Below are 23,354 nucleotides of genomic sequence, written 5' to 3' on the forward strand. Positions count from 1 at the left end.
AATCGAATAAAGCAAATGTTAAATTGGAAAAGGCTGCCTTGACCGTTGAAAATATTCTTGCTATCCTAAGTCCATTATTAGGAAGGCCGCATTTACATTTGGTCCTCCAAACCAATAGGCTCACACTCTCCCTGATCATTGGAGGTTTTTTTTTGAATGTTATCGTAAACATATGTAAAAAAATGACTCACAAACAAATTTTATTTTACACTATACTAGCGCTTTGCTTCATCTCCTCTATTTTGTTTGTTAATCACGATTATTCATTCTACGATCGTCCAATCGCTAAAGTCATCAAAACGAATCTGGAAGATACAACTGAGATCACCGATACATATAACAATGAAGATTATCTATTCACCCAGCACATAGTAGCTATATTAAAAAACGGCAAAGAAAAAGGACAGCTGATCCATTTAACTAATGAGTATTCATCCTCAGGGGCTTACGATCAGGAATACCATGTTGGAAATGATTTGTTTGTTACAATTCAGTCGAACACAGCAGGAAGTACAGACCTAAGCGGAACGATCACAGACGTAAAACGTGATAAATACGTTTTACTCATAGCATGGATTTTTATCTTTACTTTGCTGATCGTAGGAAAAAGACAAGGGCTGTTTTCTATTATAAGTTTAATCGTCAATGCTCTTTTGTTATCCTTCGCATTAGACATATATGTGAATAATCCGAACATCAGTCTGCTGTTGATATGCGGAGTAAGTGTTCTTTTATTTACTATCATTTCTTTGTTACTCATTAGCGGATTTAATGAAAAAACGTATGCAGCTATTGTTGCAACACTACTTGGTACGTTTATGTCGTTGTTAATTACTTATTTTGTTATGCGGGCCACTTCGGAAAACGGCCTCCGATATGAGGAAATGCAATTTTTGACCCGCCCTTACCAAATGGTTTTTATGGCAGGTTTATTTATTGGATCGTTAGGAGCTGTAATGGACGTGGCCATTACTATGTCTTCTTCTATCTTTGCTTTATATGAAAAGAATAACAATATACCTGTCAAAGCATTAAAAACCTCGGGAATGGATATTGGGAAAGACGTTATGGGAACGATCACAAGTATTTTGTTTTTTGCCTATATCAGCGGTTCTATTCCCATGCTTATTTTGTATTTAAAAAATGCTTCCCCCTTGGGGTTTACCCTTTCCATGAACCTTTCATTGGAATTGGCTCGAGCGCTGGCGGGCGGGATTGGTGTCGTGTTAACGATTCCAATAGGTCTATATACTTCTATTTTTTTCGTTAATCGAAAGAGGGCAAGATTATGAACGCATTATTGTGGCTGGCAGCCATTTTATTTATATTGATGATACTTGTTGGCGGAAAAAAAGGAGCACGATCTTTTATTTCTTTATTCTTAAACTTTGGCGTGCTCTTTCTTACTATCCTCTTTATGACAGATCCAAGTATCAGTCCCATTCTCTTAACGTTCATCGCTTGTACGCTAATTGGCTTCATTAGCCTATTTTATATTAATGAAGTGAACAGTAAAACGGTCATAGCGTTCATTTCTACTATGATCACCATTGTGATTTTACTCCTTTTTATTGTCATTGTGACAGAAAAATCGATGATTCAGGGGTTTGGAGAAGAAGAAACAGAAGGGATTAGCGCATTTTCCCTTTATATCGGAGTAGATTTTGTTAAAATCGGAGCTTCTGTCATTATTATGAGTACAATAGGTGCCATTATGGATGTGGCCATTTCCATTGCCTCTTCCATGCGTGAAATTTTTAATCACAATCCGCTCATCAGCAGGAAAGATTTATTCACATCAGGAGTCGGCATTGGGAAAGATATCTTGGGAACAGATACGAATACATTATTTTTCGCCTTCTTTGGAGGATATTTAGGATTGCTTTTATGGTTTAAAGATTTATCTTATTCTATTGGAGAAATCGTCAATTCAAAAGTATTTAGTGCTGAGATGGTAACGATACTCTGTGCCGGAATAGGGATTGCTCTAATTATCCCAATTGCTTCCTGGATTAATGCCTATTTTTTAGTCAGAACAAGAGAAAAATCAGGAAATGTTTAACTAGGGGGCGTGGCATGAAAGCTAAAACAATTTATGTTGGCATTTGTGAGTTTGAGACCTATGCCACTAGGCGCTGCGATGCCAAAAGCAGCCAATATAAATTCGGATTTAATCGATAGAACTAGAGCGGATAAACTCTGGTTCTTTTTCTTTCCTCCCCCTCAAGTGCTAAGTGGTAACAGGCATTATTTCAAAAGTATTAGTGGTACTCCTATATAACGGGTCTTCGACGACAGCATTTCCCCTTTCTATACGATTTCCTTATCAAATATGCTGCCCACAACGTTTTTAAATTGGACGCCTTGGCCATTTTTGTCATACTTGAATGTGAAATCAGCTTGGTACGCACAGTCTAGGAAAGACACGCTCATAGCTATTCTTTATACTTTTTTAGCTTGTAAATGACAGAAGGCTGACTAATGCCTAGATACTTAGCTATTTCATAAGTGGATTTACATTGTTCTTGGGCTTTGGAAATCATTAATTTTTCTACGCGTTCTATTACAGCTTTGAGATTATGATCTTCTGTTATAAATTGTTCAATCAGGGAGGCTTCACCTCTATTAGATACTTCTTGCCCAAGAACAGAAGAAGGCAGGCAATTTGGCCAGATAATAGTCTCATCAGATATTAAAATGAGGCGTTCGATTAAATTTTCCAATTCACGTACATTGCCAGGCCATCTATAATTAAGTAGTATTTCATATGTCGAAGGGTGTAACTTTTTTGTAGTTTTGTATTTACTGTTAATTAACTCAATATAGTGATTTATTAGCAAAGAGATATCTTCTTTTCGTTCTCGTAATGGAGGAATATGAAGGGGTATTACATTTAATCTGTAATATAAATCGAGACGAAACTCCCCTTTTTGAACCATCTCTTCTAAATTTCTATTAGTAGCTCCCACCAGCCTAAAGTCAACATGCTGCTCTTTATATCCCCCTATTCGCATAAACTTTTTTTCTTGTAGTACTTTGAGCAATTTGGCTTGAATGGATAATGGAAGTTCTCCAATTTCATCCAAAAATAAAGTTCCATTATGGGCCTGTTCAATTAATCCCTGTCTCCCTTTCTTTTGAGCCCCTGTAAACGATCCTGGCTCATAACCGAACATTTCTGATTCAAATAAACTTACAGGAATTGTGCTGCAATTCACTTCAATAAACGGTTCTTTTTGACGATGGCTTTGAGTATGGAGCTTTCGGGCAAACATACTTTTTCCAACTCCAGATTCTCCTGTCATTAAAACAGTGGCATCCGTGTTTGCCACTCGCTGGAGAGTTTTCGTGATATGCTGCATTTCCTTGCTTCGATAGAGAGCCTCTTCTTTTTCTCTTAGTTTCTCTACCTCTGTTTGATAGCCTTTTAATTTTCTTTTTAATTGTTCATATTCATCCTGAAGATGGCTAATTTCCGTTTGGTCCATAGCATAACTAATCACCCGAATAATTTCACCATTATCATTGAAAATAGGATAGGCTGTTAACATAATCACCTTTCCTTTTTTTGTATGCTGAATAATTTGAGTCGGTTGTTTTTCATTAAGTACTATGGCAGTGATAGATGGAGAAAGGATCCCTTGTTCCTGAAGCTCAAAAACAGATTTCCCAATGTAGTTCTTTGGTTCATCTTCGTACACAGACCAGTGGTCAATATTAGTGTACAAAATAATTCCGTTTCCATCAGTAATTGTAATATTGCTTTTAGATGTTTTTATAATTTTCTCTAAGATCATCTCTGTAATAGACATAGGGTTCTCCTTTTTTGTCGATTTTTCCAAGTAGTATTCAAATTATAGTTTAATTATAATTAAACTATAATTCAAAAATTAATCAATAATCAATAAATTAATCAATAAGTTTGATTTTTGATTTAAAAGCTGATCGCTTTTTATCACATTTAGTACGTATATGTCGAATTTAAGGCGAATAACTTTTGGCACGCATCTTGCTTAATAGAAGAGAGATACTTTATAACATCTTGAAAACGCTTAACCTTAAAGTGATTAGATAAATGTATTTTTATGGTTTTTTCATCCAGATAGTGTTAATTGATTTTTTTGAATGTTTGTATATTTATTACTAATACTAAACCATCCATTATGAAAAGGAGTTGATAAGAGGAAATCTAGGTGATTCTAATGATTAAATCACATAGCAGAAGAAGAAATTTGATGGTATTTTAAATATTAATATCACCAAAAATATTCTGTTTATTGTTAATGTTCGATTTAGTAGTCATTAACAATTAAATTTATTCTCAGCTTACGTAAATACACCCTCATCATAATACGTTAAAAGCTGTTGAAATTTTGTAAAAGTTAGACTAACAAAAAACTTCTAAAGTGGGTGACTTAAATTGGGTGATCAAAACAATAATTTGAAACACGGGCTTAAAACAAGGCATGTAACGATGATTTCTATTGGCGGCGTGATCGGCGCAGGTCTGTTTGTAGGCAGCGGCACAATGATTATGTCGGCAGGTCCTGGTGCCCTCCTGTCTTATATCATTGCAGGGTTAATAATTGTTCTTATTATGCGGATGCTGGGGGAAATGGCCGTTGTAAACCCTGATAGTGGTTCTTTTTCAACGTATGCACACCAAGCAATCGGCCCTTGGGCTGGGTTTACCATCGGTTGGTTATATTGGTTCAACTGGGTGATTATCGTTACAATTGAAGCTACCTTATTAGGAGAAATGGTTAATAACTGGTTTCCTTCAGTACCTGTATGGGCAGCAAGCGTCGTATTCCCTGTTTTAATGACTATTACAAATATCTTTTCGGTTAAAGTATATGGGGAATTTGAATACTGGCTAGCCTCCATTAAAGTAATAGCTATCGTTATTTTCCTCGGCTTAGGTGCAGCAATCATTTTTGGTCTTGTTCCCGGTGTTGAAGTCCAAAGCTTTTCGACATTGGCTACAGTTGATACATTTTTCTCTAATGGGTTTCTCCCGGTGATTCTTGGAGTAATCTTTATTACGTTCTCCCTATCTGGAAGTGAGGTCGCTGCGATTGCGGCTGGCGAATCTGAAAATCCAGAAAAAAATATAATAAGAGCAATAAACGCTGTAGTTTGGCGGCTTCTTCTCTTCTTTATTGGATCGGTAGCTGTGATCATTATGGTGATTCCACAGGGTTCCGAACATTTGCTTAAGACCCCTTTTGCCAGTGTATTTGATATGGCAGGTCTCCCTGCTGCGGGTCAAGTAATGAACTTTGTTATTTTTATCTCCCTTCTTTCTGTTTTGAATTCAGGACTTTATACAAGCTCCCGTATGGTATATTCTCTATCAAAGAAAGGATCAGCTCCAAAGTTCCTGTCCAATGTCAATAAAAGAGGAATTCCAATTTGGGCATTAGCGACAAGTTTATTTTTTGCTTATGTATTCACAATGTTTAAATTTATTGCTCCTAATACTTTGTTTGTATTTTTGGCCAATAGTTCAGGCGGCGTAACAATCATTATGTATATTTTTATTGCCTTTTCACATATACGTTTACGGAGAAGATTGGAAGGGACAAACCCGGGAGCACTTAAAGTAAAAATGTGGCTGTTCCCTTACTTAACTTATGCAACGATTATTGTATTGTTTGCTATTTTTGCCGCTCAGGCTTTTATTGGCTCTATGCGCTTACAATTTTTCCTTACTTCCATTTTGACCATCTTGGTTGTAGGATCTTACTTCCTTTTCTATCATAAAAAAGAAGATATAGTTCCAAATCTGGCAGAAACAGATTTAAAAGAAGTCAAAGTTGATTAAGGGTAAAAGATGGGACGATTGCAAGCAGTCTCTCGTGTCATCACGAGATCTTCTGCCCTGAAACCTCCCTTTACTACAGAGTAGTTTAGAGTAATCTCGAATAAGAGAGTTGAAATAGACACCGCTTAGTGAAATTCAAATCATTAAATCCTGCCTCGTGAGTCATGTTAATCACTCATGGGGCAGGATTTTTCATACTCTTTCCCATTCTTTTAAAACAAAGCTGTATTAAACTCCCCTATTGATCTTCGCTGGGACCCCCGCTTTCCGCTTTAATCAACAAAGAGATAAAATCAACCATAGTCATTAACCTAGCCTAATATAAAAGCCCCTTTGGCTAATCATCGCCAAAGGGGCAAAGCTTCGCAGCTTCATTTCAAATCTATTTTTATTTACGTTGAGCTTTTAACCATTCCATAGCAACATTGGCATGTAGTGCAGAACCATATTTGAAAATATCTTCGTTTTGATGCATGCGTGGATTGTGAACAGGCGGTTCTCCCTCTTTACCAGTACCTAAAACAACAAATGCAGAAGGAACTGCTTGAGAGATATGAGAGAAATCTTCTGACCCTCCCAACGCTCCGAGATCGGTAATCTGTTCCTTTCCCATAACAGCTTCTAGTGCGGGCATAATTTCATCAATAAACTCTCCGTCATTATGGGTAGTTGGTGTATGGAAATCAACAATATTATATTCTCCACGCCATGCTTTCACTACATGATCAATCATTTCTGGAATTCTCTTACACATATGATCTCTTGATTCTTGGTCAAAACTACGCATATTACCTTGTAAAACTGCCTTATCAGGGATAATATTTGTCACTGTACCGCCATTCATTGCCCCGATAGAGAATGTCACATTGGCCCGCGGGTCCACTTCACGAGTATATAATAAGTTTAAACTCGTATATAATTGATTCATGATCATGTTAGCATCAATGGTTTTATGCGGTTGCGAGCTATGCCCCCCGTTCCCTTGAATCTCAACAATATAAGTATCCATAGCTTGAGTTAATGTTCCTTTGTGTACAGATAATGTGCCAGCTTCTTGATCAGGCATAATGTGTATACCAAACGCTGCATCTACTTTAGGGTTTTGCAGCAGCCCATCATCAATCATCAGTTTAGCACCATAGCCCCATTCTTCACCTGGCTGAAACATTAATTTAACCGTTCCTTGCAGCTTATCTTCATGGTCCTTTAGCATTTGGGCAGCACCTAATAGCATAGCGACGTGTGAGTCATGACCGCAGGCATGCATTTTCCCTGCATTCTTCGACTTATATTCGGATTCATATTCTTCTTCAAGCGGCAGGGCATCCATATCGGCACGAAGGAGGATACAAGGTTCTCCTTTACCAATAGTAGCTACAACACCTGTACAATGTTCCTGTACTCCAAATCCTGCTTTCGCGTATTTCTTTGTAATTTCTTCAGGCACGACACCACATGGTTTATTTTCAATTCCCATTTCATTCAAACGTTGTTGAATATATTTTTGTGTGTTAGGAAGATCGAAACCAAGCTCCGGATGTTGGTGTAAATATCGGCGGTCTTTAATGATTTGTTCTTCATACTTCTTAGATTCCTCAAAAAAATTAACCATATTTGTTTCAGTAGCAGCCATTATATCGTTCCTTCCTCTCATTTGAAGAAGCTGTCTTACAAGGGTCAGACCCTTGTAAGACAGCTTCTTTATTTTTTTAGAATATCCTATTATCTTCTTTACATCCGAAGTTACACGGCTTCTTTTTGCACAGGATCTAAATCTGCATCTGCACCAAACTTTGGTTTTGTTTTAATGGCAATGAAAAATAATAAGAATTCTACAACCGCAAGCACGATTAATGTTTTTATAAGTAATTCATAGGAATGATTAATATTATAAATTAATCCAGATGCGATTGGAGCGACAGCTGCACCCAATGATGTAAATAAAGATACGATTCCGTATTTAGAACTGTATTCTTTCTCACCAAAAAGGGCTCCTGTCAGATAGGCAGGTGTAACCGTAACAGCCGTTGAGCCTAATGCTGAAAATACGGTGAACAGTATGCCAGGGATTAATAAGTTTGCTTTCATTAAAAATAGAAAACATATGATATCTGATGCAACGATAAAAGTCAGAGTTTTAATTAATCCTAACTTGTCATATAATCTTCCGACTAATAGTTTCGCAGCAATGACCATCGATGCAGCTAAAGATAATAGTAAAGCAGCTTGTTGAGGTGAGGTGCCTATATCCGTTAAATAAGGGACCAAGTGAAGAATCATACTATTAACAACAATTCCACCGACTACGATTCCTAAGCAAAGAGCCCAAAATGATACTGATTTGAATGCTTCCTTTTGAGTAAGTCCTGCTAATGCTTTCTCTGGTGTACTAGTTGAAGTTTTTTCTTCACCTAGTGGTAATAGACCTTTATCAGCTGGACTTAATTTAATAACAAATACGATCAATGGAACGAGTATAACCAATATTAAAATCCCAATAGTTAAATAAGCCGTTCTCCATCCGTATGCTCCGATGATCCAAGTCACTAAAGGACTGAGAATCATAGCACCGAAACCAGTTCCCGATAGGGCGATTCCTAAGCTTAATCCGCGTTTTGCATGAAACCAGTTTGTAATAAGAACGGAAACGGGAATCAAACCAGCCCCTGCTAATGCCATCCCCATTGGTACTGCAAATAAAAGAAAATGATTGAGTTCAGTTGCAAAAGAAAACCCGATATATGCCACTGCACCTAGAATGGTGAATATAGACATATACAATTTTATATTCATCATCTTCATCAATCTACCAGCGATTGGAGCTGTAATCATAGCAGTTGTAGCCATGATCGTGTAATACGACGTAAACTCAGCTCGTCCAAATCCAAGCTCTTCTGTAACAGGCTTCGTAAAAAGTGAGATTAAGTTGGCAATAGGAGCATATAAAAAAGTCATAATCATGAAGCCCGCCAGCAATATCCACCAGCCGTAAAAAATGCCGCCTTTTTTATTCATATCATACAATCCTCCGTTTTCTAATGTTGTTTTGACTATGTGCTTCCCTCTAACACTTTGCGTAAAATTACAATTCAACTAATTCCTTGAATAGTTCAACCCCTGTTTCAATAAGTTCATCACGGAAGTCGTACTCATAGGTATGAACTTGCGGGTAATCTTCTCCATTTCCGATCAAGCAATATGCACCCTTTGTTAACTTTGTAAAGTGTCCAAAGTCTTCAGAGCCTCGTAATGCTTCTTTCATCTCAACTAATTCCATTCCCTTGGCTTTTACAGCAGAACGAATTTTATCTGCGCTTTCTTTATGGTTTACCGTTTCTGGAAATTCATCGTTATAATGAAAACTTACTTTTAATCCGAATGCCTCGCCCTGGGATTTAGCAAAATTTTCAAGATTTTCTTGAAGCCGATCCAGTTCTTCTTCGTAAAGAGCTCGTATTGTCATACGAAGGTCTCCTTTTGATGCAGAAAGACCAAACGCTTTTTCCCCCACATCGATTTGTACAATTGTACACAGGACAAGACCTTTATTTACTTCAGGAGATGTGAATTCCGGAATCGCTTGGACAATATTAGCGATAGCAAAGGATGGATTGATACCATCTTCTGGCTGACTGGCGTGCGCTGGAGAACCTTCCAGATGTATCGTCATCCCTTTAGATGCACAAAATGCTGTACCATCAATAATCCCTACAGTTTTGTATGGGATAGCACTCATATTATGGTAGGCAAAAATTTCATCAATATTATGTTCTTCAATGAAGTCAACACACTGAATTGCCCCATCTCCAGTTTCTTCAGCAGGCTGGAAGAGGAAAAAAACGTTTTTATCTGCACCATTTTGATCAATTTCAAGAGCAAACCCTGCTAATGTTGCCGAGTGACCATCATGACCGCATTTGTGTGCTTTTCCGGGGAATTGGGAAGCCCATGGAAGATCGATAACTTCATCCATTGGAAGTGCATCAAAATCTGCACGGAAAGCAATATTCGGCTTATCTGCTCCCGCTCGATAAATTGCGTAGAACCAATTGCCTTTATCTACAATTTCAAGACTTGTATACGTTTTCAAAAATTCCATTAAATGTTGTTTTGTCCATACTTCTTCGTTAGATAGCTCAGGATGTTGATGCAATTCATGCCGAAGTTTTTTGGCTAATTCAAAATTTTGAATTTTCAATGTAAGTCATCCCCTTATAATATGCATTTCTCTAATTTTCACTTTTTATCACTATTCTTCAATAGCTTCTATTCTAACTCTTCAATACACAGCATCATATTATTCTGTGTATTGTATATTATATATTATATATCGTTTTTTTCAATAAAAAAATAATTCTATTTTTTTAAAAATAGAATTATTTTTTATGAATTGGCTATGTTAATGACTATTATTGGTTTTGGAGAAAAAACACGAGACTCTTATGGGAAAAGCGTGTTCCTGGGAGACCCGGCAGGCACGATAGCAGCGAGAAGGCTCCCGGACCGCCCGCAGAAATCAACAGGGGCGCTTCACATAGACTATGGTTTTCACAAGTATTTTTGAACTTATAGTGGTATAACTTCTGTTTTGTCTATATTCCAATGTACTTCTTTCATGAATCTTTCTAACTCAGCTGAATCGCCTTTGCTAAACAGTTCGAACATCTTTCTATGCTCATTATTCGTTTGTAAAAGCCTTTTCTTTGTTAGTTCCACCTGATTTGGATCAGCAAAATTTTTCAGAAACCTCTTTTCTAACTGTAATAGAAGATTTACGAGGCTCTTGTTTGGACAGACCGCTAAATAAACACCATGGAAGGCTTCTTGCATTTTATGATACATTAGAAAATTCCCTGTATTAATAGCCAAATCCATACTCTGGATATAAAATTCCATTTCTTTCATGTGTTTGTCGGTTAAAAGCGGTGCCGCAAGTGAAGCAGCTAAGCCGTCCAATGCACCAATGATAAAATAGGTTTCTTTTGCTTCTTCCTTTGTCAGACTTTTAATTAAAAATCCTTTTCTTGGGATATTCTCCAATAATCCTTCAGACGAAAGCTGTATTAACGCTTCTCTAACAGGTGTCCTGCTAACCTTTAAACTCTCACTGATCGCACTTTCATTCACCTTACTGCCAGCAATCAGCTTCCCGTTGTTGATTTGATCGACGATATAATTATACACATGGTCTTTTAACGATAAATAATTATTCATATAGTAACCTCAATACATTTTTTATAACCTATTATAATATACTATTTTTCTTAAAACTCAACTTTCCGAGTTGAAATTGAATACATAGGCAAAAAAATGCTATAGACCCCCTTTAAAATTCTTCCTAACAAAAAATTTATATGAGTGTTTTGGTCATTATAAAATCCATTTGTTCTTCATTCCCCATGTAAAAAGAGTGGGCTCCAGTTTGAATAAATCCCATTTTCTTATAAAAAGCAATAGCATTTTCATTTTTTTCCCATACACCCAGCCAGATTTTCTTTTTATTTCCTTCTATCGCAATTTCCAGCGCTTTATTTAACAGATATTTACCAATTCCATGTTTTTGAAATTTTTTCTTTATATAAATCCTCTCGATTTCAAGTGATTCATCGCCCATTTCTTCAGACTGAGCATTATTCGTATTGATCTTTAAATATCCAGCGGCTTCATTATTAAAATAACCAAAAAAGAATTGCGAAGAAACATTGGATAATTCCTTTTCCAATTGTTTTACGTTAAATGCCCTTTCCAAATAGGTATTCATATTTTCAAGTGAATTCTGATCCTTAAATGTCTCATTAAATGTTTCATAACTCATTTCTTGAAGTGTGCGCACATCTTCAAGGGTGCACTGTTTTATATTTATATCCATTTAAATATGCCGCTCCTTTATATCTATCAGTAATTTCTCTTGTTTCCCTTTTTTACAAATTCCCAGTCTTTTTCTACGTTTTTTCTTACTCTTTGAAGAAGATTGAAAATAGTTTCCACTTCTCTTTCGGAAAGCCCCTTTAATGCAATGATATTGGAATAATCATGTTCTCTTCTTATAAAAGGATAAACATTTTTTCCTTTCTCTGTCGGAAAGAGTTTTTTTATTTTTTTGTTATGTTGATCGTCCTTCTTTTCAATAAAGTCATTCATTTCAAGTTTTTTTATTGCACGGGCTGCTGTTGTTCGGTCCACTTTTATCATCTCAGCTAACTTTTCTTGAATGATTCCTGGATTTTCACATATTCGCACAAGGTACATATACTGCCCTTTTGTAAGGTCATATTCTTTAAATTCTATATTACTTATAGAATCCAATGCCCTTGCGATCATCCCAACTTCACGAAGAATTTCCTTCATCATTAACTCCTTAGTACATATTTTTATTGTAAATGCAACAAAAATGATATACATTAAACTTAACGTATTTTTGTTGTATTTGCAATAAAACTAATCCTATACATAATGTGGCGGGCATCCTTCATTATAACTTGCCTAAAAAATAACTGTAGAAAGGGCCGAAGAATGATGGAGTCAAAAATAATTGCTATAGAAGAAGATTTAAAAAAAGCCTTTGATATAAGAAAAGAAATATTCGTTAAAGAACAAGGTGTTCCATTTGAAGATGAATTTGACGAATTTGATACACTTAACGGACAATGTGAACACCTATTGGTTTATTTCAATGAACAACCAGTCGGAACAGGAAGGATAAGAATGGTTGATGGTTATGGTAAACTAGAGAGAATTTGCATCTTACAGCCTTACCGTAAACTTGGTTTAGGGAAAATAATTATTAAAGCATTAGAAGAAGCGGCCGAAAGAAATGGAGTCTCTAAGGTTAAATTGCATGGACAAAAACAGGCAGAAGGTTTTTATAACAAACTTGGCTATCAGACTTCATCAGACCTATTTATGGAAGATGGAATCCCTCATATTTTAATGGTGAAAGATTTACCTGCGAGATAATGATGAAAAAGTTGAGCAAAACAAAATGTACATTTTATATTTTAGGAATTTTGATATTAGCATTTGGCATTGCTCTTACTATTCAATCACAACTTGGAACATCACCTTTTGATGCACTGTTGGTCGGACTATCTAAAACAGCAGGTCTTACGGTAGGCAGCTGGGAAATCATCATTGCTTTTATACTGATATTTTGCAATTCGTTTCTAAAAAGGCAAAGACCCGAATTCTTGGGACTACTGACATCCTTTATAACTGGTATTAGTGTAGATCTGTGGCTTTTCTTATTAAACCATTTGATTACACCTGAACTATGGTACAGTAAACTTGTTTGTTTTGGGGTAGGTTTAATTGTTATGGGGCTCGGAACTGCAATTTATTTACACACACACTTTGCACCGATTCCTGTTGACCATTTAACCTTGATTATTCAAGAATTAACTAACATGAGCATGCAGTTTTCAAGAACAGTGATTTATCTATTCTTCTTGATGTCTGCCATCATATTCAACGGCCCCATTGGTATTGGGACTGTAATTACTCTTTGTTTAGGTGGAGCTATTCTTAATTATTTTATGCAAATCATTCAAAGCCTAGAGTCTCACACTTCCCTCTCCAATCAATAATACCCCTTAACATAGCTAAGAATAACAGAAGAATCTATAGGAAATGCTATTTAGATGGAGAGGATTGTTTACGTCAGGGGGAGCTGCCTTGTTTAATCAAATCGTAAAAGTCGTACCTAATTTATTGACGATCGGAAACTTGTTATGCGGTGTTCTTTCGATTACCTTTAATATGAGCGGGCTTTTGGAAACAGCCTCTATTTTTATTTTCTTTTCAGCTGTTTTAGATCTTCTTGACGGAAGGATTGCACGAAAATTAAAAGTGAATAGTGAATTTGGTGTAGAGTTGGATTCCTTAGCTGATATCGTTAGTTTTGGAGTTGCTCCTGCACTTTTATTTCATTCAATAGCAGAACCTTCCATTTTAACTTCTTTGGCATTTATCCTTTTCCCAACGATGGGGGCATTAAGGTTAGCTAAATTTAGTGTAAAACCAACTATTGGGTATTTTAAAGGATTACCTATACCAGCTGCCGGACTGCCTTTGGCTGGTATGGGATTATTTTCATATAGCAATACATGGATCACTTTAATTCTTGCCCTTCTAATGGTAAGTCCCATTAAGGTAAAAAAACTTTAATTTTGATGAAAGGTCCAGTTATCCTTGTATTTATATTGGACCCATGAATCAGTTGATTGATTATTTAACAACTACAATAAGAATATCCTCTTTCAACCTGACTTAGTATCTCCTCTTTTTTCCCCCTTTAATGTGCGCATCCATACACTACACTTTGAACACAAAAATACCCCTTTAGACAATCGTATCTAAAGGGGTAACGCTTCGCATCTTGTTTATAAATTTGCAATCACACCAACAGCCTCTGTTATTCCACTGTCACGCTCTTCGCCAGGTTACGCGGCTTATCGACGTCGCAGCTGCGGTGCAGGGCAGCGTAGTAGGCGATCAACTGCATTGGAACAACAGCAGCAAGCGGCGTCAGCAATTCGTGAACGGCCGGAATCACGAAGCGGTCTTCCTCGCTCTCCAATCCTTTCATGGAAATGATGCATGGATTAGCACCACGGGCCACTACTTCTTTCACGTTGCCGCGAATGCTTAAGTTCACGTCTTGTTGAGTAGCAAGAGCAACAACTGGTGTTCCTTCTTCAATCAAGGCAATCGTACCGTGCTTCAATTCTCCTCCAGCAAAACCTTCTGCTTGGATGTAAGAGATTTCTTTTAATTTTAACGCGCCCTCAAGGCTGACGTAATAGTCAAGAGCACGACCGATAAAGAAACAATTACGAGTAGAGGCTAAGTAATCTCTCGCAATTTGTTCGAACTCCGCTTTCGTATCGCAAAGAACTTCCATCGCATTAGCAACGATACCAAGTTCATGGATCAGATCAAATTCTAGCTTGATGCCGCGTGATTCAGCTGTTGCATGGGCAAGAATAGAAAGCACCGCAATTTGAGCTGTGTAAGCTTTCGTAGAAGCAACGGCAATTTCCGGTCCTGCATGAAGCAGAAGCGTATAATCGGCTTCACGGGATAACGTTGACCCTTGAACATTTGTGATCGTTAATGCTTTGCAGCCCATTTCCTTCACTTTGACGAGTACCGCGCGGCTGTCTGCTGTTTCGCCGCTTTGAGAAATAAATATGAACAGCGGCTTTTCCGATAAAAGCGGCATGTTGTAACCAAATTCACTAGCCACATGCACTTCCGTCGGTATTTTCGCCACTTTTTCTAAGAATTGTTTCCCAACAAGTCCAGCATGATAACTCGTTCCGCACGCCACGATATATAAACGATCTGCTTCGTTTAATGCTTGAATGATCCCTTGATCAATTGTCAACTTCCCTTGATCATTTTGATAAGCTTGAATGATCTTTCTCATTACGAGCGGCTGCTCATCAATTTCTTTCAACATGTAATGCGGATACGTACCTTTTTCAATATCACTCGCATCTAGCTCTGCTGTGTAAGGAGCACGCTGGATTTCTTGACCGTCTAGATTTTTAATCGTCACTTTTTCTTTTGTAACGATGACCATCTCTTTATCCATTAATTCTACGAACTGATCTGTTATTTGAATCATTGCCATAGCATCCGAAGCAACGACATTAAACCCTTCTCCTAGACCAACAAGAAGCGGACTTTTATTTTTTGCGACGAAAATCGTTTCTTCTTGTTCCGCGTCTAATAAAGCGAGTGCATAGGAACCTTTCAACATTTGCAGTGTTTTGCGAAAGGCGGCTTCCGTGTCTAGCCCTTCATTCGCAAAAATTTCGACAAGCTGAACGATTACTTCTGTATCGGTATCACTTTTCATCGGTACATCAAGCAAGTATTCCTTTTTCAACTGCTCATAGTTTTCGATCACACCGTTATGCACAAGCGTAAAGCGTCCAGCTGTGCTTTGATGAGGATGAGCATTGTCCTTGCTTGGCACACCGTGAGTGGCCCAGCGCGTATGTCCAATTCCTGTTACCGCCTGTACGTTAACATCTACTGTTTGCCGCAGGTCAGCAATTCGTCCTTTTTCTCTAAAAACATGTACACCTTTTTCATTTCTCACTGCAATGCCCGCAGAGTCATAGCCCCGATACTCTAACTTCTCTAATCCGTTCAACAAGATTTCCTTGACATCTTTATATCCAATATATCCAACGATTCCGCACATAGAATGTTCCTCCTATTAAGAAGGCAGGCAAAAGCAGAGCGCTTATTGCCGCTCTTCTTTTTCTATTTACTTCTCCGCATTTCCATTCTCTTTGTCCGCAAGGTTACCCTTACGATTTAAAGAAGGACTGACGATTGTGCGGTGATCAACCGGGAGGCATCCGCCGAATATTTCGATAAACCTCCTCCTCGTCAACTAGCTGGGCTCTCTCCCGCTAGTCCAGGCGCTTGTATAAAACAACTATAATAAAGTAATGTTCACTCCTTTCTTTACTATTTTTGTAAAGCAGAATCATCATACACTACTCAAATTCCTATAGTCAACTAATATCTTCCCTCATAAGATAAAAAGAAACTTCCATCAACAGGAATTGTACGTTCAGTTACTGGGAAGGAAATTGAATATTAGTACATGTATATGAAAAAGAGGCGCAAGTGTGCGCCTCTTTCCATCTATTCTCTCCTAGCTTAAAATTAAAACATAGGATTTATTATTTTATCCCCATTTCCGCTTCTACAACAACAGAAATCCGCTCAACAAAAGCTATACACTGTTCCTCTGTCTGTGCTTCAACCATGACACGCACGAGCGGTTCAGTTCCAGATGGACGGACAAGCACCCGGCCATTCCCGTTCATTTCTGCTTCTACTTCAGAAATGACTGCTTTTACTTTTTCATTTTCTGTTACTTTATACTTGTCAGTTACTCGAACGTTTTTAAGGATTTGCGGATACTTTTTCATTTCCGCCGCAAGCTCCGATAAAGGCTTTTTCGTCATTTTCATAATGTTGACGAGCTGCAAGCCAGTTAATAGTCCATCACCGGTTGTATTGTAGTCTAAAAAGACAATATGGCCTGATTGTTCTCCACCAAGATTGTAATGATTCTTTTTCATCTCTTCAACAACATAACGGTCACCAACTGCGGTTTGTACACTCTGAATGCCAAGTGCATCTAGTCCTTTATAGAAACCGAGATTACTCATAACAGTGGAAACAACAACTGATTGATTTAATCTGCCTTGTTCCTGCATATACTTAGCACAAATAAACATAATTTGATCGCCGTCTACAATGTTTCCTTTTTCATCAACAGCAATTAAGCGATCACCGTCACCATCAAAAGACAGCCCCACATCGGCCTTTTTCTCTAGCAAGAAAGCAGCCAATGCTTCCGGATGAGTAGACCCTACGCCATCATTAATATTTAGACCGTTCGGCGACGTTCCCATCGTTGAAATATCTGCTTCTAAGTCCGCATACAGGTGAGGGGCCAGTGAAGAAGTGGCTCCATGCGCACAGTCAAGCGCAATATGAATGCCTGAGAAATCTTCATCCACCGATTGTTTTAAGTATTGGATGTACTTTTGGCCTCCCTCAAAATAATCGCTGACCTGCCCAAGTTCCGCCCCAATCGGACGCGGCAAGTTATCTATTTCTTGATCAAGAAGCCCTTCAATTTCTTCTTCCTGTTCATCAGACAATTTGAAGCCATCAGGACCGAAAAATTTAATTCCATTGTCTCCTACAGGGTTATGTGAAGCAGATATCATCACACCTGTCTGAGCATCCATTACCTTCGTTAAATACGCCACGCCTGGCGTGGAAATAACACCTAAACGCATCACTTCCGCACCGATGGATAAAAGACCAGCAACGAGAGCTCCTTCAAGCATGTGACCAGAAATACGTGTATCACGGCCTACAACGACTTTCGGGCGCTCTGCATTTTTCGTTAACACATATCCTCCAAATCTGCCTAATTTAAAGGCAAGCTCTGGGGTTAATTCAGTATTTGCCACGCCTCTTACTCCATCAGTTCCAAAGTACTTTCCCATGTATCGATTCTCTCCTTTGTTTTACCTTCTGTTCAAACAGCTTTATTCGCCGCTTTCTTTTTCTGGTTCACTTTCCGGACTTCCTTCGACTGTCACTTTCACTTTCACCATTTGCGGGGAAACAAAATTTAAGCCTTCTCCAACTTCAATCGGCACAGTAAGTGTCGTGTCTTTTTTTATATCATGCACTTCAACCGGTACGACCAATTGTTCCATTTGTTTTAAAACGGACTCTTTTCCGTAAATCGTTATTTCGTCTATTTCAGGCTTAACGGACATGACTGTGACTCCTTTAGGCGGCGTACCCTTAGGGAACACTTTAAGTGCTATCTTTTTGCTTGGATTCTTCACAGAAATAGACACTTGAACAGTTTCCGGCTCTACTTTAACATCAAGTTTATTAAATTCCCTGTCCAGCACTTGTACTTTCGCTGTACCTGTTGTTTCTTTGTCTACCTTTTCCTTCACATCAAGGGTTGCCTTGACGTAAACAATTCTATTGAGTGCAGCTTTTGATCCAGTTACTTTCACCCGTTTCGGATCCACTGAAACAGCCTCTTCCTGGTATCCTTCTGCCAGCATATTATCATTAAACTCAGGACTGACGACAAAGTAATCAGAAACTTTCTCTTCAATCATCACATTTACTGTTTCTGGATGTACAATCACTTCCAGCTTATCAGAAAACTGTTTATGTTGAATCGGTACACGATGCTCCCCAATACTCACATTTGTTAGATCAACAAACAGTTCGAAATCCCTGAGCCGCTTCGTTGATTCAACAATGCTTTTTGGCCCCTTCACTTCTACTTTCACCTTATCGGGCATACCAGACACAAATAAATTCTCTGTATCATAGTATGCCTGAACTGGAATATCGGTAATTACTTCACTATTCTCCTGGGAAGAGTTGTCCGCCTTTTGGATTAACTTAAAATCATCAAAATTTACGGATATATACAAAAGAACAGCTAGAAACAAAGCAACGATGCGTACAAACCAGGAACTTTCCACAAATTTATCCATTGCTTCTTCTCCCCCTCCAGATCCACCGGTTTAGGGAATCACTTTCCGTTTTAAGTAATTCATGCGCTAAAAGTTGTTCAAACTCCTCAGAAGAAAGGTCACGGAACAAATCGCCATTTTTCGTAACAGACACGGCGCCAGTTTCTTCAGAGACGATAATTGTAATACTATCTGTCACTTCACTAATGCCTAGTGCAGCCCTATGCCTTGTCCCTAGTTCTTTAGAGATAAACGGGCTTTCTGATAACGGCAGATAACAGGCAGCTGCTGCTATTTGTTTTCTTTGAATAATAACTGCCCCATCATGAAGGGGAGTATTTGGAATGAAAATATTAATCAACAATTCCGATGTAATCGATGCATGCAAAGGAATTCCGGTTTCAATATACTCATTCATTCCCGTTTCCTTCTCCAATGAAATCAGAGCGCCAATTCGCCTTTTAGCCATATAGCTAACTGACTTCGTAAGTGCTTCAATCAAGTCACGCTGCTCCTGATCTTCTTGCATTACATTTCTGGAAAAGAAGCCTCCCCGGCCAAGCTGCTCTAGTGCCCGCCGCACTTCCGGCTGGAAGATAATAATAACTGCCAGGAATCCCCATGTAAGTGCCTGTTCCATAATCCAGCTTAACGTATCAAGTCCGAACAATCCGCTCAATCCTCGCACAACGATAATAACAAAAATACCTTTGACGAGCTGAACAGCTTTTGTTCCGCGTATAATCATTAAAATTTTATAAAAAACAAACCAAACAAGCAATATATCAAGTGCATTGGAGAGGTAATCCAATACTGTAAAATGTTCGAAATAATTTGAAAACGGCATATTACATCCTCCAATAATGTAATGACTGTAGCCGTAGAGAGGCCTTGTTTTTAATTAACTAATCCATTATAACATAGTCTGCAGAAAAGTCAGAGCCGAAACAATCGGCATCCGGCTATTCCGGCAAAAGAAACATTACTAGTTACTAATCCAATGCTCCATGGATCATTTCTTTTAGCTTAAACCATATCCAGCCAAAAACCTCATCAATCTCTTCAATCTTACCCGTGACATTTCCAGCTGAAGCCATATATTTTTCACCATTAATAACAGTGACATTTCCTTGTACTTCTCCTTCAATGCGAATGTCACCATTCTCAACGACAAGATCGCCCTTTACTTTTTCTCCTGCTGGAACGATGACTGTGTCGTCTTCCACTTGTAAGTTATCGTATTTTGTAAAAGCAAAGTTTTCTGTCTCCTGCTGCCATAATGATAAAAATCCGCCTATCGTTAACACAACAAATAAGGAAGCTGCTGCAAAAAGAGGATGTTTCCGTATCCAGCGCTGAATAATAATGGTTTTTTCTTCTTTGGGCAAAGCCTGCAAGACACACTTGGTAAATCCTTTAGGTGCCTGAAGATGGGAGGAGCTTTGCACAAGGGCAATAGCCTTCTTTAATTCTAAAAAGTGCTTCCGGCAATGATCACAAGTTTCTAAATGTGTATTTAATTGCCGCTTTCCATCGGAAACAAGTTCCCCATCTAAATAACTATGCATTAAGCGAACCATTTCTTTTTGACAAGAAACCACGATTCCACCCATCCCTTCTTTACACATTCCGCAAATATTTCCGAAGTGCTTCGCGGCCTCTATGTACGCGGGTTTTCACCGTACCGAGGGGAAGTTCCAAAATTTCTGCAATTTCCTGCAGCTGCAGCTCTTCGATATATTTTAAGATGATGACTGATCTGTACTTTTCGGGTAGTTTAAAGATCGCTGCCTGAATGGTTTCCTGCAGCTCTAAATTTTCTATTGCTTCTTCAGGAAGTTTCTCCGGAGAAGCCACCTGCGAATACATATTTAAACCTTCTGTCCCAGTAATTTCAGCATCTAGATGATAATCAGGCTTTTTTTTACGAATACGATCAATACAAAGGTTTGTTGCAATTCTGTAAAGCCATGTTGCAAATTTTTTCCCCGGATCATACGTATGGATATTGATAAACGCTTTAATGAATGCTTCCTGTGCCGCATCTTCCGCCTCATGACGATCCCACAACATCCTGAAACAGATTTGATAGACTTTATCTTTATAAAGCTCTACAATCTCACTAAAAGCATTCTGGTCTCCCTTTAACACTTGCTTAATTCTTCTTTGGACGATTAATTCCATCATTTTACCTCCTGCCCCTGCAGGTATCTTTTAGTACGTTTATCAACTAAAAAGGTTTCAAAAGCACAATTATATCATAACAAATACGAGAAAAAAGTTTACATATTTTTGTAAAAGGGTATGATGACTATAACAAATAAATGGCAGGAGTTGAAAGATCGTGATGGCTGCAATAGATATACTAGAAAAAATTGAAGATTGCCGAAACGACATGGTAATGCTGGCAATGCAAACATCATTTTCTGATCAAAAAGTAGTAGAGATGAGCGTGAAACTTGATCAATTATTAAATCAACTTGAACAATTAAAATAACCGGAAGCTGGCCCGATGCCAGTACTTCCGGTTATTGTGTTTTATAAGGCTATATTAATGATTCATGTTGTAACTTTGCTGCTTTGCTAATTGGAGCCGGAGATATGAGACTCCCGCTCCATCTGCGGAAATCAACAAGCACGTTTAACAAAGCCTGTTATAACAGTTTGCTTCCAAACAAAGACGCCATCAAAGCTACTGCGGCTGAAGCTGTCTTGTTTTTCTCATCAAGAATTGGATTAACTTCTACAAATTCAGCAGAAGTAATCATTCCACTTTCCGCTAACATTTCCATAGCTAAATGACTTTCTCTATAACTGATTCCGCCAATTACCGGCGTTCCTACACCTGGTGCATCCCTTGGATCTAATCCATCCAAATCAAGAGAAAGATGAACACCATCTGTTTTCTCTTTTAAATATTCCATCGTTTCTTCGATAACCTTCGTCATCCCTAATCGGTCGATTTCATGCATCGTGTACACTTTGATGCCTTTTTCTTTAATAAGTGCCTTTTCTCCTTCGTCGAGATCACGAGCACCAATAATCACAATGTTTTCTGGCTTTACTTTTGGCGAATCACCATAAATGCCTGTAAGCTCCTCATGTCCAAGGCCGATGCTAACGGCTAAAGGCATGCCATGAATATTACCTGTAGGAGATGTTTCAGCAGTATTCAGGTCACCGTGTGCATCATACCAAATAACTCCAAGGTTCTTATAATGTTTAGTTACACCTGCAAGTGTTCCGATCGCAATGCTGTGATCGCCCCCAAGAACAAGCGGGAAGCTGCCAGATTGAATAACTTTATCTACTTTCTCTGCCAATTTGTAACTCGCCTCAGCAACTGCTTTCAAATTCTTTAAGTTTGTATTCTCACTATGAACAGAATGTCTTCTGCTAATTTCAATATCACCGCAATCTTCCACTTCATATTGCAAAGCTTCAAGGCGGTCGCTTATACCCGCATACCGGATAGCGCTGGGTCCCATGTCTACCCCTCTGCGCAATTGACCTAAATCCATTGGTACTCCAATGATTGATACTTTTTCTTGTTTAGTCATATAAAGTCTCCTTTCGTGTTGCTCGTCCTATTTTAACCGAAAAGAAGCACTTGACTCAACTCGACAATTTTCTGAATAATTATTCGCACGTTTATAAAGAAAAGAAGCTATTTCATTTAAATGAAATAGCTTCTTTAAAGAGTGAGCCATGAAGGACTCGAACCTTCGACCCTCTGATTAAAAGTCAGATGCTCTACCAACTGAGCTAATGGCTCGTTATGGCTGGGCTAGCTGGATTCGAACCAGCGCGTGACGGAGTCAAAGTCCGTTGCCTTACCGCTTGGCTATAGCCCAATCATTATGTAAAAAAACAAAAGGACATGTAAGGATGTCCAGGCTGTATTTATTAAAACTGGTGGAGGGGGACGGATTCGAACCGCCGAACCCTGAGGGAGCGGATTTACAGTCCGCCGCGTTTAGCCACTTCGCTACCCCTCCGCACGTATAATAAATTTTAAAGTGGTGCCGGCGAGAGGACTTGAACCCCCAACCTACTGATTACAAGTCAGTTGCTCTACCAATTGAGCTACACCGGCAATACTGATGGAGGATGACGGGCTCGAACCGCCGACCCTCTGCTTGTAAGGCAGATGCTCTCCCAGCTGAGCTAATCCTCCATAAATGGTGACCCCTACGGGATTCGAACCCGTGTTACCGCCGTGAAAGGGCGGTGTCTTAACCGCTTGACCAAGGGGCCATTTTGAAAATAGTAAGCTTCCAACCGGGCTCGAACCGGTGACCTCTTCCTTACCATGGAAGTGCTCTACCTGCTGAGCTATGGAAGCATGGCTCCGCAGGCAAGATTCGAACTTGCGACCGATCGGTTAACAGCCGATTGCTCTACCACTGAGCTACTGCGGAATAATTTTATGCTTAATATTTCGCCTGGCAGCGTCCTACTCTCACAGGGGG

21 protein-coding genes and 8 tRNA genes are annotated in these 23,354 nt (G+C 38.6%); 7 read left to right on the forward strand and 22 right to left on the reverse strand.

Annotated elements, in window-relative coordinates:
* Positions 1-152: 152 nt before the first annotated feature.
* Both QYG89_RS15585 and QYG89_RS15590 read left to right on the forward strand, forming a co-directional pair.
* Entirely contained in the window at positions 153-1,292 is a 1,140-nt protein-coding gene (locus QYG89_RS15585) for a YibE/F family protein (protein ID WP_404318979.1), read from the forward strand.
* Positions 1,289-2,062, forward strand: a complete 774-nt coding sequence (locus tag QYG89_RS15590; protein ID WP_404318981.1) for a YibE/F family protein — start codon at positions 1,289-1,291, stop codon at positions 2,060-2,062. Before QYG89_RS15585 ends, QYG89_RS15590 begins: the two co-directional genes overlap by 4 nt.
* Before the next feature lie 373 nt (positions 2,063-2,435).
* On the opposite strand, the gene QYG89_RS15595 is transcribed toward QYG89_RS15590, so the two are convergent.
* Complete coding sequence (locus QYG89_RS15595) at positions 2,436-3,812, reverse strand: sigma-54 interaction domain-containing protein (protein ID WP_404318983.1); 1,377 nt, start codon at positions 3,810-3,812, stop codon at positions 2,436-2,438.
* A 608-nt stretch (positions 3,813-4,420) separates the two neighbouring features.
* Here QYG89_RS15595 and QYG89_RS15600 point away from each other — a divergent pair.
* Positions 4,421-5,827: an amino acid permease gene (locus QYG89_RS15600; RefSeq protein WP_404318985.1), complete on the forward strand. Its 1,407-nt coding sequence runs from the start codon at positions 4,421-4,423 to the stop codon at positions 5,825-5,827.
* 388 nt (positions 5,828-6,215) lie between these two features.
* On the opposite strand, the gene QYG89_RS15605 is transcribed toward QYG89_RS15600, so the two are convergent.
* The 6 genes from QYG89_RS15605 to QYG89_RS15630 form a co-directional block, all read right to left on the reverse strand.
* Entirely contained in the window at positions 6,216-7,460 is a 1,245-nt protein-coding gene (locus QYG89_RS15605) for a M20 metallopeptidase family protein (RefSeq protein WP_404318987.1), read from the reverse strand.
* Positions 7,461-7,570: 110 nt separating this feature from the next.
* A complete protein-coding gene (locus tag QYG89_RS15610; protein ID WP_404318989.1) occupies positions 7,571-8,842 on the reverse strand; it encodes an MFS transporter in 1,272 nt (423 codons plus the stop codon).
* A 67-nt stretch (positions 8,843-8,909) separates the two neighbouring features.
* Entirely contained in the window at positions 8,910-10,025 is a 1,116-nt protein-coding gene (locus QYG89_RS15615; protein ID WP_404318991.1) for a M20 metallopeptidase family protein, read from the reverse strand.
* A 368-nt stretch (positions 10,026-10,393) separates the two neighbouring features.
* A complete protein-coding gene (locus QYG89_RS15620) occupies positions 10,394-11,041 on the reverse strand; it encodes a GntR family transcriptional regulator (protein ID WP_404318992.1) in 648 nt (215 codons plus the stop codon).
* Between the two features lie 136 nt (positions 11,042-11,177).
* Positions 11,178-11,696: a GNAT family N-acetyltransferase gene (locus QYG89_RS15625; RefSeq protein WP_404318994.1), complete on the reverse strand. Its 519-nt coding sequence runs from the start codon at positions 11,694-11,696 to the stop codon at positions 11,178-11,180.
* 26 nt (positions 11,697-11,722) lie between these two features.
* Positions 11,723-12,175, reverse strand: coding sequence for a MarR family winged helix-turn-helix transcriptional regulator (locus QYG89_RS15630; protein ID WP_404319012.1), 453 nt, complete (start codon positions 12,173-12,175; stop codon positions 11,723-11,725).
* 168 nt (positions 12,176-12,343) lie between these two features.
* Here QYG89_RS15630 and QYG89_RS15635 point away from each other — a divergent pair, with 168 nt between their 5' ends.
* From QYG89_RS15635 to pssA, 3 genes are all read left to right on the forward strand, one after another.
* Positions 12,344-12,784 carry a GNAT family N-acetyltransferase gene (locus QYG89_RS15635; protein ID WP_404319014.1) on the forward strand — a complete coding sequence of 147 codons (441 nt, stop codon included), beginning with the start codon at positions 12,344-12,346 and terminating at the stop codon, positions 12,782-12,784.
* Between the two features lie 2 nt (positions 12,785-12,786).
* A complete protein-coding gene (locus QYG89_RS15640) occupies positions 12,787-13,410 on the forward strand; it encodes a YczE/YyaS/YitT family protein (protein WP_404319015.1) in 624 nt (207 codons plus the stop codon).
* An 88-nt stretch (positions 13,411-13,498) separates the two neighbouring features.
* Positions 13,499-13,990 (forward strand): CDP-diacylglycerol--serine O-phosphatidyltransferase, encoded by a 492-nt coding sequence (gene pssA, locus QYG89_RS15645; RefSeq protein WP_404318996.1) that lies wholly within the window; start codon positions 13,499-13,501, stop codon positions 13,988-13,990.
* Positions 13,991-14,237: 247 nt separating this feature from the next.
* On the opposite strand, the gene glmS is transcribed toward pssA, so the two are convergent.
* The 6 genes from glmS to sigW form a co-directional block, all read right to left on the reverse strand.
* Positions 14,238-16,040, reverse strand: coding sequence for a glutamine--fructose-6-phosphate transaminase (isomerizing) (gene glmS, locus QYG89_RS15650; RefSeq protein WP_404318997.1), 1,803 nt, complete (start codon positions 16,038-16,040; stop codon positions 14,238-14,240).
* Between the two features lie 490 nt (positions 16,041-16,530).
* On the reverse strand, positions 16,531-17,877 hold the full coding sequence (gene glmM, locus QYG89_RS15655; RefSeq protein ID WP_404318999.1) for a phosphoglucosamine mutase: 1,347 nt from the start codon (positions 17,875-17,877) through the stop codon (positions 16,531-16,533).
* Positions 17,878-17,919: 42 nt separating this feature from the next.
* Complete coding sequence (locus QYG89_RS15660) at positions 17,920-18,903, reverse strand: CdaR family protein (protein ID WP_404319001.1); 984 nt, start codon at positions 18,901-18,903, stop codon at positions 17,920-17,922.
* Entirely contained in the window at positions 18,896-19,729 is an 834-nt protein-coding gene (gene cdaA, locus QYG89_RS15665) for a diadenylate cyclase CdaA (protein ID WP_404319003.1), read from the reverse strand. The genes QYG89_RS15660 and cdaA overlap by 8 nt, the downstream gene beginning before the upstream one ends.
* Before the next feature lie 145 nt (positions 19,730-19,874).
* Positions 19,875-20,495, reverse strand: a complete 621-nt coding sequence (locus tag QYG89_RS15670; protein ID WP_404319005.1) for an anti-sigma factor family protein — start codon at positions 20,493-20,495, stop codon at positions 19,875-19,877.
* A 7-nt stretch (positions 20,496-20,502) separates the two neighbouring features.
* Positions 20,503-21,066, reverse strand: a complete 564-nt coding sequence (gene sigW, locus QYG89_RS15675) for an RNA polymerase sigma factor SigW (RefSeq protein ID WP_404319007.1) — start codon at positions 21,064-21,066, stop codon at positions 20,503-20,505.
* A 163-nt stretch (positions 21,067-21,229) separates the two neighbouring features.
* On the opposite strand from sigW, the gene QYG89_RS15680 reads away from it, so the two are divergent.
* Positions 21,230-21,379, forward strand: a complete 150-nt coding sequence (locus QYG89_RS15680) for an aspartyl-phosphate phosphatase Spo0E family protein (RefSeq protein ID WP_404319017.1) — start codon at positions 21,230-21,232, stop codon at positions 21,377-21,379.
* 157 nt (positions 21,380-21,536) lie between these two features.
* Here QYG89_RS15680 and rocF read toward each other — a convergent pair whose 3' ends face one another.
* The 9 genes from rocF to QYG89_RS15725 form a co-directional block, all read right to left on the reverse strand.
* On the reverse strand, positions 21,537-22,442 hold the full coding sequence (rocF, locus tag QYG89_RS15685; protein ID WP_404319008.1) for an arginase: 906 nt from the start codon (positions 22,440-22,442) through the stop codon (positions 21,537-21,539).
* Between the two features lie 142 nt (positions 22,443-22,584).
* Positions 22,585-22,657, reverse strand: a tRNA-Lys gene (locus QYG89_RS15690).
* Positions 22,658-22,661: 4 nt separating this feature from the next.
* A tRNA-Gln gene (locus tag QYG89_RS15695) sits at positions 22,662-22,736 on the reverse strand.
* 59 nt (positions 22,737-22,795) lie between these two features.
* Positions 22,796-22,880, reverse strand: a tRNA-Tyr gene (locus QYG89_RS15700).
* A gap of 22 nt (positions 22,881-22,902) precedes the next feature.
* A tRNA-Thr gene (locus QYG89_RS15705) sits at positions 22,903-22,978 on the reverse strand.
* An 8-nt stretch (positions 22,979-22,986) separates the two neighbouring features.
* Positions 22,987-23,059 (reverse strand) — tRNA-Val (locus QYG89_RS15710).
* A gap of 5 nt (positions 23,060-23,064) precedes the next feature.
* A tRNA-Glu gene (locus QYG89_RS15715) sits at positions 23,065-23,139 on the reverse strand.
* A gap of 15 nt (positions 23,140-23,154) precedes the next feature.
* Positions 23,155-23,227: transfer RNA gene (locus QYG89_RS15720), tRNA-Thr, on the reverse strand.
* A 1-nt stretch (position 23,228) separates the two neighbouring features.
* A tRNA-Asn gene (locus QYG89_RS15725) sits at positions 23,229-23,303 on the reverse strand.
* Positions 23,304-23,354 lie beyond the last annotated feature (51 nt).

The organism is Bacillus lumedeiriae (genome assembly GCF_044891285.1).
Taxonomy (GTDB): domain Bacteria; phylum Bacillota; class Bacilli; order Bacillales; family Domibacillaceae; genus Pseudobacillus; species Pseudobacillus lumedeiriae.

What these genes read in the sequence shown, in the direction of transcription:
- QYG89_RS15590 (WP_404318981.1), top strand. Translation starts at nt 1,289, where the DNA reads ATGAACGCATTATTGTGGCTGGCAGCCATTTTATTTATATTGATGATA.
- QYG89_RS15595 (WP_404318983.1), bottom strand. Translation starts at nt 3,812, where the DNA reads ATGTCTATTACAGAGATGATCTTAGAGAAAATTATAAAAACATCTAAA.
- QYG89_RS15605 (WP_404318987.1), bottom strand. Translation starts at nt 7,460, where the DNA reads ATGGCTGCTACTGAAACAAATATGGTTAATTTTTTTGAGGAATCTAAG.
- QYG89_RS15610 (WP_404318989.1), bottom strand. Translation starts at nt 8,842, where the DNA reads ATGAATAAAAAAGGCGGCATTTTTTACGGCTGGTGGATATTGCTGGCG.
- QYG89_RS15620 (WP_404318992.1), bottom strand. Translation starts at nt 11,041, where the DNA reads ATGAATAATTATTTATCGTTAAAAGACCATGTGTATAATTATATCGTC.
- QYG89_RS15625 (WP_404318994.1), bottom strand. Translation starts at nt 11,696, where the DNA reads ATGGATATAAATATAAAACAGTGCACCCTTGAAGATGTGCGCACACTT.
- QYG89_RS15630 (WP_404319012.1), bottom strand. Translation starts at nt 12,175, where the DNA reads ATGAAGGAAATTCTTCGTGAAGTTGGGATGATCGCAAGGGCATTGGAT.
- QYG89_RS15635 (WP_404319014.1), top strand. Translation starts at nt 12,344, where the DNA reads ATGGAGTCAAAAATAATTGCTATAGAAGAAGATTTAAAAAAAGCCTTT.
- QYG89_RS15640 (WP_404319015.1), top strand. Translation starts at nt 12,787, where the DNA reads ATGAAAAAGTTGAGCAAAACAAAATGTACATTTTATATTTTAGGAATT.
- glmS (WP_404318997.1), bottom strand. Translation starts at nt 16,040, where the DNA reads ATGTGCGGAATCGTTGGATATATTGGATATAAAGATGTCAAGGAAATC.
- glmM (WP_404318999.1), bottom strand. Translation starts at nt 17,877, where the DNA reads ATGGGAAAGTACTTTGGAACTGATGGAGTAAGAGGCGTGGCAAATACT.
- QYG89_RS15660 (WP_404319001.1), bottom strand. Translation starts at nt 18,903, where the DNA reads ATGGATAAATTTGTGGAAAGTTCCTGGTTTGTACGCATCGTTGCTTTG.
- cdaA (WP_404319003.1), bottom strand. Translation starts at nt 19,729, where the DNA reads ATGCCGTTTTCAAATTATTTCGAACATTTTACAGTATTGGATTACCTC.
- QYG89_RS15670 (WP_404319005.1), bottom strand. Translation starts at nt 20,495, where the DNA reads ATGGGTGGAATCGTGGTTTCTTGTCAAAAAGAAATGGTTCGCTTAATG.
- sigW (WP_404319007.1), bottom strand. Translation starts at nt 21,066, where the DNA reads ATGGAATTAATCGTCCAAAGAAGAATTAAGCAAGTGTTAAAGGGAGAC.
- QYG89_RS15680 (WP_404319017.1), top strand. Translation starts at nt 21,230, where the DNA reads ATGGCTGCAATAGATATACTAGAAAAAATTGAAGATTGCCGAAACGAC.
- rocF (WP_404319008.1), bottom strand. Translation starts at nt 22,442, where the DNA reads ATGACTAAACAAGAAAAAGTATCAATCATTGGAGTACCAATGGATTTA.